This is a genomic window from Salinimicrobium sp. TH3 (assembly GCF_026676115.1).
Classification (GTDB): Bacteria; Bacteroidota; Bacteroidia; order Flavobacteriales; family Flavobacteriaceae; genus Salinimicrobium.
The window spans coordinates 196,364-208,722 of record NZ_JAPONB010000003.1; the positions used below are offsets into that span (position 1 = coordinate 196,364).

13 protein-coding genes are annotated in these 12,359 nt (G+C 40.3%); 1 reads left to right on the plus strand and 12 read right to left on the minus strand.

Annotation, left to right across the window (positions count from 1 at the left end; genetic code table 11):
• Positions 1-13 precede the first annotated feature (13 nt).
• The 12 genes from OU683_RS06665 to OU683_RS06720 all read right to left on the minus strand — a co-directional run bounded on the left by OU683_RS06665 (position 14) and on the right by OU683_RS06720 (position 11,642).
• Positions 14-1,465 carry an LptF/LptG family permease gene (locus OU683_RS06665; protein ID WP_268136504.1) on the minus strand — a complete coding sequence of 484 codons (1,452 nt, stop codon included), beginning with the start codon at positions 1,463-1,465 and terminating at the stop codon, positions 14-16.
• Between the two features lie 4 nt (positions 1,466-1,469).
• Positions 1,470-2,114: an outer membrane lipoprotein periplasmic chaperone LolA1 gene (gene lolA1 / locus OU683_RS06670; RefSeq protein ID WP_268136506.1), complete on the minus strand. Its 645-nt coding sequence runs from the start codon at positions 2,112-2,114 to the stop codon at positions 1,470-1,472.
• A gap of 18 nt (positions 2,115-2,132) precedes the next feature.
• Positions 2,133-4,499, minus strand: a complete 2,367-nt coding sequence (locus OU683_RS06675) for an FtsK/SpoIIIE family DNA translocase (protein ID WP_268136508.1) — start codon at positions 4,497-4,499, stop codon at positions 2,133-2,135.
• 315 nt (positions 4,500-4,814) lie between these two features.
• A complete protein-coding gene (locus OU683_RS06680) occupies positions 4,815-5,174 on the minus strand; it encodes a diacylglycerol kinase (protein WP_268136510.1) in 360 nt (119 codons plus the stop codon).
• On the minus strand, positions 5,174-5,674 hold the full coding sequence (gene tpx / locus OU683_RS06685; RefSeq protein WP_268136512.1) for a thiol peroxidase: 501 nt from the start codon (positions 5,672-5,674) through the stop codon (positions 5,174-5,176). Before tpx ends, OU683_RS06680 begins: the two co-directional genes overlap by 1 nt.
• Positions 5,675-5,806: 132 nt before the next feature.
• Positions 5,807-6,055: a DUF6952 family protein gene (locus OU683_RS06690; protein WP_268136514.1), complete on the minus strand. Its 249-nt coding sequence runs from the start codon at positions 6,053-6,055 to the stop codon at positions 5,807-5,809.
• On the minus strand, positions 6,036-6,347 hold the full coding sequence (locus OU683_RS06695) for a thioredoxin family protein (protein WP_268136516.1): 312 nt from the start codon (positions 6,345-6,347) through the stop codon (positions 6,036-6,038). Before OU683_RS06695 ends, OU683_RS06690 begins: the two co-directional genes overlap by 20 nt.
• A 13-nt stretch (positions 6,348-6,360) precedes the next feature.
• On the minus strand, positions 6,361-6,999 hold the full coding sequence (locus OU683_RS06700) for a peroxiredoxin (RefSeq protein WP_268136518.1): 639 nt from the start codon (positions 6,997-6,999) through the stop codon (positions 6,361-6,363).
• 143 nt (positions 7,000-7,142) lie between these two features.
• Positions 7,143-8,624 carry a Na+/H+ antiporter NhaC gene (gene nhaC / locus OU683_RS06705; protein WP_268136520.1) on the minus strand — a complete coding sequence of 494 codons (1,482 nt, stop codon included), beginning with the start codon at positions 8,622-8,624 and terminating at the stop codon, positions 7,143-7,145.
• A gap of 200 nt (positions 8,625-8,824) precedes the next feature.
• Positions 8,825-9,523, minus strand: a complete 699-nt coding sequence (gene deoD / locus OU683_RS06710; protein WP_268136522.1) for a purine-nucleoside phosphorylase — start codon at positions 9,521-9,523, stop codon at positions 8,825-8,827.
• Positions 9,520-10,170: a deoxyribose-phosphate aldolase gene (gene deoC / locus OU683_RS06715; protein WP_268136821.1), complete on the minus strand. Its 651-nt coding sequence runs from the start codon at positions 10,168-10,170 to the stop codon at positions 9,520-9,522. Before deoC ends, deoD begins: the two co-directional genes overlap by 4 nt.
• A 248-nt stretch (positions 10,171-10,418) precedes the next feature.
• Positions 10,419-11,642, minus strand: a complete 1,224-nt coding sequence (locus OU683_RS06720; RefSeq protein WP_268136524.1) for an aminotransferase class I/II-fold pyridoxal phosphate-dependent enzyme — start codon at positions 11,640-11,642, stop codon at positions 10,419-10,421.
• A gap of 158 nt (positions 11,643-11,800) precedes the next feature.
• Here OU683_RS06720 and OU683_RS06725 point away from each other — a divergent pair, with 158 nt between their 5' ends.
• Entirely contained in the window at positions 11,801-12,259 is a 459-nt protein-coding gene (locus OU683_RS06725) for an Lrp/AsnC family transcriptional regulator (protein ID WP_268136526.1), read from the plus strand.
• Positions 12,260-12,359 lie beyond the last annotated feature (100 nt).

Below are 12,359 nucleotides of genomic sequence, written 5' to 3' on the forward strand. Positions count from 1 at the left end.
GCCGGCAAAGATATTAATCCTTTTCGGAACGGCCCATAATTTGCGTCCTTTTCAAAAGCCTCTTAATTGGCTCAAAAAGAATGCTAAAGCTGAATAAACCTTGATCTGTTGTTGCTCTATAGGTGAGAAAGATTCCCAGGGGTAACATAATAAGAGTTGATAGCCACGTTCCTAAAAATGGACTTATCTGGCCCTCTTCGGCACTGTTCTTCGCAAAGATCCCAATAAAGTGATAGGTAAGAAAAAGCAGGATCGCTATTACCATTGGTAATCCCATACCTCCTTTTCTAATAATAGCCCCGAGGGGAGCTCCTACAAAAAAGAGGATCACACAAGCTACAGCAAGTACATATTTTTCATGCAGGGCAATTTCAAATTTATTCAATCTTTTAGAGGCGCTTACCAATTCTATTCTCTTGTTAGTTATCGTAGCCACAGCCCCGTTCACACCTCCAAGGGCGAGATTTATAATTTGAGAAGCCTGGTGAGTCTCATATAAAGGCAAAATTCCTTTTTCAGGATCAATAGCAGTATCCTTTTTGGGTATCACCTCTTTCTTTAGGTTCTCAATACCGGTACGATTGTACATGTTTTGGGAAAAGATTTCAACTTCCTGGTTATAAGAAGTTGAAAAAGAATCAATGGTACGGTTTAGCTCAGAGATCTTGAGCATGTTATGAGAGTTACTGTACCTTTCTTCATCAAGATCCACATCATTAAATCCCGAAAGATCCATATTGATCACATACTCTTCAAAATAGCTTTTTGCAAAGGGTTTTTTCATCCGGTCCCTGGGGGAGGAGGGCATGATCTCATCGTAATAGTTCCCGTCTTTAAGGATGAGACTAAGAATATTGGAACCTGTACTTCCCACCAATTCACCTTCAGAAGCTTTAATAACTGTGAAATTTCCGGGGCGACGTTCGTTTTTTTTGTGAATGATAACATCGTGTAGGTATTGACCTCGCTCTCCTGTCTTCTCATCAACCTTGATATTGATTTGTCCCAGGTCATTAAAAACACCTTCAGAAATAACCATTGCAGGTTTAAGCTGGGCAATATTCTTTCGCAGATTTATGGATTTATACTCGGCTGCGGGAATGACATTATTGGCAAATAAAAAGGCGGTAACGCTTACCAGCAAAATGAAAAAGGTAAGGGAACGCATTGCCCGCTGTAAGGAAATACCTGCAGATTTCATCGCGGCAAACTCGTAATTTTCAGCAAAATTTCCGAAAGTCATTATTGACGTCAGCAGGATACTCAGGGGCAAAACCAGTGGTACCAGCTTAGGACTAAAATAGAGCAGAAACTTAAAGATAATATCGATGTCGAGATCCTTACCCGCTAATTCCCCAATGTACAGCCAAATAGTTTGCAATACAAATATGAACATGAGTATCACAAAAACCGAAAAGAATGTCTTTAAATAGCTGGTAAGTATGTACCGGTCTAATATTTTCAATTACTTAGTCTAACCTGTTAATATAGTAGTCTTTGTACCTGTCCTCTTTAAAACTGAAAAGGGTTTGAGGAAGAGGTTGATTGGTCTTGAAGCTGTTCACAGTAATCGTGATCTTCGTACCGTTATCCTGCGTCTGTATTAGATTGTAAATGTTTTTAGTCTGCTTATCAATTCCCAACTGTATCTCTTTGATTTCGGCTTTAGAATCAATTGGAGTAAGTTTTACATACTGGATTTTTCGGCCTTTTAGATCCTTTACGGGACCAAGTTCAGATTTATATCCGTTGTTGTAAAAGGTAAGCATTTTGGAGGGACTTATGTCCTGGTCTTCTTCAGGATTATGAACCGAAATATTGATTTCTTCATCTTCAGGGATAATGGTATACAGTTTCTTTCCATCGAAAAGACGGGTTGTTCCCATGATGTTGAGCAGGTATTTTTCTCCTTCCAGACTTACATCACCCCGTGTTTCATGCTTCACATTTTCGGCGGTATTCTCCAACGCATATTTGAACTCGATGATAATGTTGTCATAAGATTCAACCTTGGAGGATACTTCATTTAGCAACTCTTTTGCACCTTGTGAAGACTGGGCATTAGTATTCAAAAATGTCAAAAATGCTACTGCAACTAAAACTAATTTTTTCATGATTTTTATTTGGTTATTCTATTCATCATTCAACAGCTGGTTAAGGCTTTCAATATCCTGTACCAGCACCTGCCGTGCCTTGCTGCCTTCAAAAGGTCCAACAACTCCGGCTGCTTCCAGTTGATCGATGATTCTCCCCGCGCGATTATATCCCAACTTCAATTTTCTCTGAAGCAAAGAAGCCGATCCTTGTTGTGCTATTACAATGACTTCAGCGGCTTCGCGAAAGAGTTTATCCCGATCGCTTACATCAATATCAAGAGATGTGCCACTTTCCTCTCCGCTATACTCGGGGAGGTGATAAGCATCGGCATAAGCTTTTTGTGAACCAATAAATTCTGTGATCTTATCAACTTCGGGAGTGTCTACAAAAGCACATTGTAATCTTAGCAGAGTATTACCCTGGGTGAAAAGCATATCTCCCTTTCCAATAAGTTGATCTGCACCCTGGCTGTCAAGTATTGTGCGGGAGTCGATCTTGGAGGTGACCCTAAAAGCGATCCTCGCGGGGAAGTTTGCTTTGATTATACCGGTAATTACATTCACCGATGGTCTTTGTGTAGCGATAATTAAATGTATACCAATTGCTCTGGCCAGCTGCGCAAGCCTTGCTATTGGTGCTTCAACCTCTTTACCTGCAGTCATGATGAGATCTGCAAATTCATCTACCACCAGGACAATATAAGGCAGGAACTTGTGCCCTTGTTCAGGATTTAATTTACGTGCTTTGAATTTAGTGTTGTATTCTTTAATATTCCTCACCATCGCATCCTTGAGCAGCTCGTAACGGTTATCCATTTCGATACACAGAGAGTTGAGGGTATTGATCACCTTGGTATTGTCTGTAATAATAGCCTCTTCGGTATCGGGTAATTTGGCAAGATAATGCCTTTCGATCTTGTTAAAGAGAGTTAATTCTACCTTTTTTGGATCTACAAGTATGAATTTAACTTCTGCTGGATGTTTACTGTAAAGCAGGGAAGTAAGAATTGCATTGAGTCCTACAGACTTTCCCTGTCCGGTAGCTCCCGCCATGAGCAGGTGAGGCATTTTTGCAAGATCTACCACAAAAGTCTCGTTAGATATAGTCTTCCCAAGAGCCATTGGCAATTCCATCTCGGCATTCTGGAAGCGGGGAGAGGCAATCACGCTTCTCATGGAAACCATGGTAGCATTCTTATTGGGTACTTCGATCCCTATAGTTCCTTTCCCGGGAATTGGAGCAATGATCCTTATTCCAAGGGCCGAAAGCGAAAGTGCGATATCATCTTCCAGGCTCTTGATCTTCGAGATCCTGATTCCTGCCTCAGGAATAATTTCGTAAAGTGTCACAGTGGGACCTACTGTAGCCTTGATCTGCGCTATATCAATTTTATAGTTCTTGAGGGTATCAACGATTTTATTCTTGTTCTCCTCAAGCTCTTCCTGGTTAATGGTAATTCCACCACCATTAGCGTTGTGGTCCTTCAAAAGTTCGATCGTAGGGAACTGGTAATTTCTTAATTCAAGAGTTGGATCGAATTCTCCGTAATCTTCGACAGCTTTGCGGCTTAAACTATCGTCCATTTCTTCCTCTTCGGCTGCGGTCTCCACTTCCATAGCAACATCATCGGGGTTTTCTTCTGAACGTATTACCACCTTTTCGGGTGCGGGTTGTGGTACCTTGGGTTTTTCCGGCTCAGGAATTACCGGTTTTGGCTGGGTTTCGGGTTTAATTTCTTCTGAAGGCTTTTTTACTTTAATGGAGTCTTCAGAAACTGAGGAAGAAGATTTGAAATCTTCAGAAATGTCTTTTTTGGTACTTCTAAAGGCCGAAATCAATTTATCTGGAGTGATCTTTAGTCTTATCACCAGGTATACTAACAGTAAAAAAGAAAGAAGCAGAATGGTGCCTGTAAAGCCCAGGTAATCCTGAAGGTAATCGTTGGTTTCATATCCCACTGTACCTCCCAGCAAAGCATTGGAATTGGCAAAAAATCCGAAAAATACCGAAATCCATATCATTACTAATATTCCCCAGAACCAATACCGGAACAACGGGGTTTTGTTCAGGCTCATAAAGTAATAGATCCCGGTGGTGATTATAAGAATCGCAAAGGCAAAAGCTGCAATTCCAAAACCTTCATAAATAAAAAAGTTACTTATAGCTGCACCAAATTTACTGAGGAGGTTCTTTGTTTCTACCTGTCGGTTTTCAAGTTGTGTGAGCGTGCTTTGATCTGCCTCCCAGTTGAAAAGGAAAGAGGTGAAAGCAATTAAAAGGGCTAACCCAAAAAAGATCAAAAAACTTCCCAGGATAACCTTCCCACGTGGGGAAAGCTTAAAGGAGGACTTCGAAAAAGTGGATTTTGGAGAAGATTTTTTGACAGCTTTCTTTTTAGCCATAATAGAACTGAAGGTTTGGGGGCAAAAATACAAATTAGCACCAGCTAATATAAAGAAAAGGAAAAATCTATTTCAAAGATGTTTTTGAGAGTAATTAATGTGAGGCAAAAATTTCTTGAAGTTCCTAATATTCAAAGTTTACCACTAGAGATTATAGGTATTAAAGTGTTATGGGTGCTTTTTTTTGGAAAAGAGAAATTGTTATTTCTCTTTAACAGATCCTAAGGATTAAAACCCGGATAGATATTTAAAAATAGTTTTATCCGGGTTCTGTTCTTTAAGTTTTTAGTTCTCTGAAAAAAGAATCTGGAGATTTTAAAAAATGTATGGAATATATATAATAAGACCAATGATGACGGCAACTACAGCTGCAAAGAAAACAGCCCCGGCTGCCACGTCTTTAATTCGACCTATCTTGACATGAAAATCGGCGTGGACAAAATCTGCAATATTTTCAACAGCTGTATTAAGTCCTTCGGCAGCCATTACGAGGCCAATAGCCAGAATTTGCATCATCCATTCTGTGGAAGTAATATCAAAATAAAATCCGGCAACGGTTACAAAAATGGAAATGACGAACTGTACCTGGATGCTTGGTTCGTATTTAAGCAAAAGCCAGGCACCTTTAATTGCATAACCACCTCCCTTTATACGGCCGGTGATAAAATCATACATTATAACAACGGTTTAAGTGCCTCCAGGTAATTGGGTTCCTGACCAATTTCTTTGACCTGTTCGGTGTGCAGGATCTTTCCGGTTTCATCGAGGACTATCACTACCCTGGACAGCAATCCCTCCAGGGGACCGTCTATAATTTCCAAACCGTAGTCCTTTCCAAAATTGCGCTCCCTAAAATCTGAAAGATTGACGACATTATCAATTCCATTTTCTTTTTTAAATCTTTCCTGGGCAAAAGGTAAATCTCTCGAGATATTGAGCACTGTCACATTCTCCAGGTCGGCTGCTCTTTCGCTAAAATTATTTACAGAAGTTGCGCAGACGTTTGTGTCAATACTGGGAAATATGTTCATAATCACCCGTTTCCCCTTAAAATCCTGAAGGGTAGCTACACTTAAATCAGATTTTAATAATTCAAAATGTGGAGCTTTTTCTCCTTTTTCCGGAAGGTGTCCGTAAGTGGTTATTGGTTTCCCGTTGTGCGTTATCTGTGACATATTTGATTTCTTGGTTGTTGAATTACTAAAATTAAAATTTTAGGGTTTGTATTTTACTAAAATTGTCATAAAACAAAAAAGGCTGAATCAAAAACATGAGTCAGCCTTTTATCTTGAAAAAAATTGTGTGGGTTACTTGTCTATAGAACTCAGCACTTTTTTCATGAAGTTGTTTGCCGCATCTCTTTCGGGCATTCCTTCATCTATCATTTTTTGAACCTCGAGGGCACCGCAAATATTACTGATCATTTCGCCTACCACGTCCATTTCTTCTTCGGTAACCGACCTGTGGTCGCAGAACGATTCCAAAACTTCAAGGGTATGCTCAAGTTTTTCCTGATCATTATTCTTTTGCAGATGTCTAATTACTGGTAACTTCATTAACTAGGTCTTTTAAAAGTTCAAATTTGTTGGTTTGCACCTGGTTTACCAATTCTCCGTTCTTAAAAGCGGCAAAAGTTGGTAAGTTGTCCACCTTAGCCAGTTTTCTGGATTCGGGAAATTTTTCGGCATCAACCAGGAGAAATGTCGCATCTTCATTCTCGGCAGCAAGTTTCTTGAACTTGGGCTTCATCACCCTGCAGTTGCCACACCAGCCGGCCATATATTGCACGACTACGGTTTCATTTTCAGCAACTACTTCTGCCAGATTATCATTTGTCAATTCTCTCATCTTAATGCTTTTTTTAGTTAGAGCTTAGGTAAGAAGCCACTCCCTTGCGGTTTGCGTTCATTGCCTCTTTACCTTCTTCCCAGTTTGCAGGACATACTTCACCTTTTTCCTGAACGTGCGTGTAAGCATCGATCAAACGGATGAATTCTTTAACGTTTCTTCCAAGTGGCATATGGTTGATACCTTCATGGAATACAGTTCCTTCTTCATCAATTAGGTAAGTAGCACGGTAAGTTACGTTGTCACCTTCTACAGTGTATACTCCTGTTTCTTCATTGTAGTTCTCGTTGCTTATATCAAGAATTCCAAGTTGGTTTGCAAGATTTCTGTTAGAATCGGCAAGGATAGGGTAAGTAACTCCTTCAATACCACCGTCATCTTTTGGTGTGTTCAACCATGCAAAGTGAACCTCTGGGGTATCACATGAAGCACCAATCACCATTACATTTCTCTTCTCAAATTCAGCAAGAGCTTCCTGGAAAGCATGAAGTTCTGTTGGGCAAACGAAAGTAAAGTCTTTTGGATACCAAAAAAGCAGAACTTTCTTTGAATTGTTCTTAGCTTCTTCGAATACATTTATTTTAAAAGTATCGCCCATGTCATTCATTGCGTTTACTTCTAGGTTTGGAAATTTTTTTCCTACTAATGCCATATTGTTTTATATTTTTTTGGTTATTGATTTAATTCTGATGCAAAGATAAAAACAAAGAGCGGCCCCACTAGGGCCGCAAATCTTTATTTTTTATTCGAGTATAGTATTTGTCAATAGGAATAACTCTTCGTCATAACTTCTTATTATGCAGTTGCGGTTTTACTCCCCAATTGCCGGATCTTTATATTAAAGGCCGCGAAAAATAAGGTCATGAAAGGACTAAGGTAATTGAAGATGGCATAAACAAAATATGATGCCACCGGTACTCCCAGAACTCCGCTATGGTAAGCTCCGCAGGTATTCCACGGAATTAATACCGAAGTCACTGTACCCGAATCTTCCAGTGAACGGCTCAGGTTCTCCGGCGCCAGGCCTTTATCCCTGTAGGCTTTAGCAAACATTTTCCCTGGAACAACGATAGCAAGATATTGATCGGATGCAGTCGCGTTAAGAGTTACGCAACTAAATACAGTACTGGCAAATAGTCCAAAGGTAGTGTGGAAGAGGTTAAGCAGGGCCTTGCTTATAGTTGCAAGGGCACCAATAGCGTCCATAATACCGCCAAAGACCATTGCACAAATAATCAACCATATAGTTCCCAGCATCCCGTACATTCCTCCAGATGAGAAAAGGTCATTGAGCTGGTCATTGTCTGTAACTATTGAAGTGTCGACAGTTATTGCATTCATGAGGCCAACATAAGCTGCTTCAAAAGAAAGATTTTCATAACCCGATACTGCAGTCACAACTTCGGGCTGGAAAATCACCGCAGCAGCAGCTCCTAAAAGGGTTCCTAGCAAGAGAGCGATAAGAGGTGAGGTTTTCATCACAATAAGCACAATTACAAGTGCCGGCACCACAAATAACCAGGCGGTTATATTGAAGGCGTTGTCAATGGAAGCAAGTATCTCACTCGTATCTGCCGTTCCCGAAGGCTCAATGGTAAAACCAAGGATTATAAAGACGATAAGAGTAATGCTAATTGTAGGTACTGTGGTGTAGGTCATATACCTTATATGAGTAAAGAGGTCTGTTCCGGCCATGGCAGGTGCCAGGTTGGTAGTGTCGCTCAGCGGTGACATCTTATCCCCAAAATATGCTCCCGAAAGAATAGCACCTGCAGTCATTCCTACCGAAATACCCAAAGCTTCGGCTATCCCAATTAAAGCAATACCTACAGTGGCCGAGGTCGTCCAGCTACTACCGGTAGCAACCGAGATGACTGAGCAAATAACAACGGTGGCCGCAAGGAATATTGTAGGGTTAAGGATCTGTAATCCATAATAGATCATAGTCGGAATAATGCCGCTAATAAGCCAGGTTCCTGCAAGGGAACCAACCATAAGCAGGATGAGGATAGCACCTGTGGTAGATTTAATATTATTTGCTACCTCCTCGATCATGGTGTCAAAGGAGACTTTATTAAAGATACCTACTATGGCTGCAACAGCGCCGCCAAGCAGAAGAATAAATTGATTTGAGCCGCCTAAAGAATCATCACCGTAAACAAATACGTTATACGCGAGCATACCAATAAGAGCAAAAACAGGGAAAAGGGCTTCCCAGATATTCAATTCACGATTTTCAAGAACTTTGGTGTCTTTAATAAACTTTTCGTCTTCCATTTACGAGATCTAAAATTTTTGATTGCGTAATGTTACGATTTTTCGGTAAAAGTTAAAAGTTGATGCTTCATTACTTGGTTCCCGGGCGGCTGTTTTAAACATAAAAAGGCAAATTGTATCAATTCATAACAGCTTAAGAGGAAATAAAAAAGCGGAAGATCCAAAGGACCTTCCGCTTTTAAAATATTTGTGAAATTAAATTATCCCAGTTCAAGGGCGATCTCCACCATTCCTTTAAATGTAGTTTCCCGCTCCTCGGTCGTTGTTTTTTCCCTGGTTACTAAAGAATCGGATATTGTAAGGAGAGACAAAGCATTCACCCCATGTTTGGCTGCAATAGTGTATAATCCTGAAGATTCCATTTCCACGCAAAGCACTCCGAATTTTGACCAAAGCTGATAGGATTCGAATTCATCGGCATAAAACTCGTCACTGGTAAGCACATTTCCTGCTTTTACAGGAATATTTTTTTCTTTGGCTTTTTCAATAGCCTGCTGAAAAAGATTAAAACTTGCGGTAGGAGCAAAGTCGGCACCCTGGAACCTGGCCTGGTTTATTCCTGAAGTAGAAGATGCTGCCATAGCGATCACTATATCCCGAAGTTGCACGCTCTTTTGATAAGAACCGGCACTACCCACACGAATCAGGTTTTTTACATTAAACTCGTTAATAAGTTCATGTGCGTAGATGGAAATTGAAGGAACTCCCATTCCCGTACCCTGGACCGAAATTCTTCGGCCTTTGTAAGTGCCCGTGTAACCAAACATGTTCCGGACTTTGTTGTAACATATTACATCATCAAGATAAGTCTCTGCTATCCATTTTGCCCTTAAGGGGTCTCCCGGTAATAAAACTGTTTCTGCAATATCGCCTTTTTGGGCCTCTATGTGTATGCTCATTTTTTTAATTCCTTTACTATTGATACTCCAGATGATGTACCTATTCTTTCCACACCTGCTTCAATAAAAGAGAGTGCGGTATCTAAATTTTTTACTCCACCAGAGGCTTTGATTTTTGCTTTTCCCTCAACGGCTTTTTTCATAAGTTCAATATTTTCCATCCTTGCACCGTCACCCCCAAATCCCGTTGAAGTCTTTACAAAGTCTGCCTTGGCTTTTACAGCAATTTCACTTGCGAGCATTATTTCCTGCGGGGTGAGGTAACAGGTTTCTATAATAACCTTTAGTACTTTATCTCCTACCTCTTTCTTAATGGCTGCGATCTCTTCTTCAACCTTTTTGAAGTTTTTGGACTTTAATTCACCTATATTGATCACCATGTCCACTTCTTCTGCTCCATCTTTTAAAGCCTGGCGGGTTTCAAAGACTTTTGCCTCTGTAGACATTGCTCCCAAAGGAAACCCTACTACAGTGCAAACTTTTATCATGGATCCTTCTAATTGTTTGGCCGCAAGGCTTACATAGCCGCTGTTTACACAAACCGAAAAGAAATTATACTCTTTCGCTTCTCTACATAGTTCTATAATATCCTTTTCTGTAGCTGTTGCCTTAAGGACAGTATGATCTATGTACTTGTTTATTTCAATCATATCAACAAATGTTTTTACAAAAATGTAACAAATTTGCCGCTTCAAATATGATCCTGATCAAACCTCCAAGGAATATTCTTACCGGCAAAACCTCACAAATATAAAGATTCAGACTTGCTTTTGCAGGGTTAATAGATAAAAATAAGAGGCTCCAAAAATGTCATTTCCGGAGCCTCTTAATTTATATGCTTAATATCAGAAAATTAGCTTTTCCGATTTTCTTCTGAAAGTTTTACCATTCTGAATTAATTAGCCCTTTCTTCTGAAGCTTCAAGGATCCCGATCTCTTCCATGCAATCCCTCATCATTTGATAAGTTCTCTCGATATCATTGTCAAGACCTATGGAGAATCTTATGATTCCGTCGGAAAGACCCATCTCCTTTTGCTCTTCTTCAGGAATTTCTGAAGAAGTTGAAGTTCCAGGTGCACTAAATAATGTCTTGTAGAAACCAAGACTTACGGCAAGGTATCCCAGGTTTTTTTCCTGCATCATTTCCATAAGAGCATTGGCTTTATCAAGGGAGCCGGCGTCTACTACGAGCATTCCGCCGTAACCATATTCCTCATTCATCATGTTTTTATACATCTCATGGCCCGGATGGCTTTCAAGCCCGGGGTATACCGTTCTCAAACCGTCCTGCTCAAATTTTTGAGCAAGATACATTGCGTTATGACTGTGTTGTTTGATGCGGATATGAAGAGTACGAAGATTCTTTAGAATGGAAGCTGCACGTAAAGAATCCATAGTTGGTCCAAGTAACATGCTGGCACCGTCATTCACACTTCGCAGTTCATTGATGAATTCCTGTGTTCCACAGGCAACTCCTCCCACAGTGTCGCTGGAGCCATTAATGAACTTTGTAAGACTGTGGATCACCACATCGGCACCCATTTCTGCAGGAGAAATTGCCAAGGGTGAAAAGGTGTTATCAACTACGAATTTAAGATCGTGCTTTTTCGCAATTTTTGAAAGAGCTTTAAGATCGGCCACCTCAAGTAATGGATTACTCACGGCTTCACAATAAAGGACTTTCGTATTCTCATTTATTGCCGCCTCTACCTTTTCAAGATCGGTGATATCTACAAAAGAGGTGTCTATATTGAGACGGGGTGCGAAATTCTTTAGAAAAGCATAAGTTCCGCCATAAATGGTGCGGCTGGAAATAATGTGATCGCCCGCCTGGCAAAGTTGCAGGAGAACTGGTGTGATTGCACCCATCCCGCTGGCTGCAACGTTCGCAGCTTCAGTACCCTCCATAGCAGCAAGTGCTTCCCCTAAGTAGAGGTTGGAAGGAGAGGAGTGACGGGAGTATAAATAACAACCTTCGGCGTTGCCTTCAAAGGTGTCAAACATTGTTTTTGCTGAAAGAAAAGTGTAAGTAGAAGAATCTGAAATACTTGGGTTTACCCCTCCAAATTCCCCAAAATACTGAAGATCCTGTATCTTATCTGCCGGTTTGAATTTCATGTCGTACTGGTTTTGAGTTCTTATCAAAGAAAGGAAGTTTTAGAAATAAAATCAATGATAATCGTCATAAGCGGAAAAAATACCTGCTTAAAATGATATTTTAGGATGATATTTCAGGTATATTCGTTCAAAATCCCTTTTTCAGGAAAATTTTACAGATGCAAACAGACGGAATTGATAAAAAACTACTTGCGCTCCTTCAGGACGATTCAAAAAGGACTAATAAGGAGTTGGCAGGGAAACTGGGTCTTTCGGTTACTGCAGTTTATGAACGCATAAGAAAACTTGAAAGGGCAGGGGTGATCTCCAAATATGTCGCGCTTGTAAAACCCGAGAAGGTTGATCGTTCCTTTACGGCTTTTTGTATGATCAAACTTGTGCAGCACACCAAGAAAAATGTTACCGGTTTTGAAAGCCAGGTCACGAAATTAACCGAAGTGCTGGAAGTTTTTCATGTAAGTGGCGAGTACGATTATATCCTCAAGGTGATGGTGAAGGATATGGAGGCTTACAGAGAATTTATGCTTAACAAACTTACCGCCCTGGAACATATTGGAAGTACGCAAAGTACTTTTGTAATAAGCCCTGTAAAGAACACAACAGTGTTAAGTATTTGAAGTTCAGGCACCAAATTCCAGACACCAAATTCCAAAAACTGATTTGAAAATGAGAAAATTTGAAGATTTGAAGGTGAAAAGCTTGTTTGAAGCATCATTG

Excerpts from the sequence above, each read along its gene's own strand:
- OU683_RS06720 (WP_268136524.1), bottom strand. The coding sequence starts at position 11,642 with ATGAAATTCAAACCGGCAGATAAGATACAGGATCTTCAGTATTTTGGG.
- OU683_RS06675 (WP_268136508.1), bottom strand. The coding sequence starts at position 4,499 with ATGGCTAAAAAGAAAGCTGTCAAAAAATCTTCTCCAAAATCCACTTTT.
- tpx (WP_268136512.1), bottom strand. The coding sequence starts at position 5,674 with ATGTCACAGATAACGCACAACGGGAAACCAATAACCACTTACGGACAC.
- OU683_RS06725 (WP_268136526.1), top strand. The coding sequence starts at position 11,801 with ATGCAAACAGACGGAATTGATAAAAAACTACTTGCGCTCCTTCAGGAC.
- OU683_RS06680 (WP_268136510.1), bottom strand. The coding sequence starts at position 5,174 with ATGTATGATTTTATCACCGGCCGTATAAAGGGAGGTGGTTATGCAATT.
- lolA1 (WP_268136506.1), bottom strand. The coding sequence starts at position 2,114 with ATGAAAAAATTAGTTTTAGTTGCAGTAGCATTTTTGACATTTTTGAAT.
- deoD (WP_268136522.1), bottom strand. The coding sequence starts at position 9,523 with ATGAGCATACACATAGAGGCCCAAAAAGGCGATATTGCAGAAACAGTT.
- nhaC (WP_268136520.1), bottom strand. The coding sequence starts at position 8,624 with ATGGAAGACGAAAAGTTTATTAAAGACACCAAAGTTCTTGAAAATCGT.
- OU683_RS06695 (WP_268136516.1), bottom strand. The coding sequence starts at position 6,347 with ATGAGAGAATTGACAAATGATAATCTGGCAGAAGTAGTTGCTGAAAAT.
- OU683_RS06700 (WP_268136518.1), bottom strand. The coding sequence starts at position 6,999 with ATGGCATTAGTAGGAAAAAAATTTCCAAACCTAGAAGTAAACGCAATG.
- OU683_RS06690 (WP_268136514.1), bottom strand. The coding sequence starts at position 6,055 with ATGAAGTTACCAGTAATTAGACATCTGCAAAAGAATAATGATCAGGAA.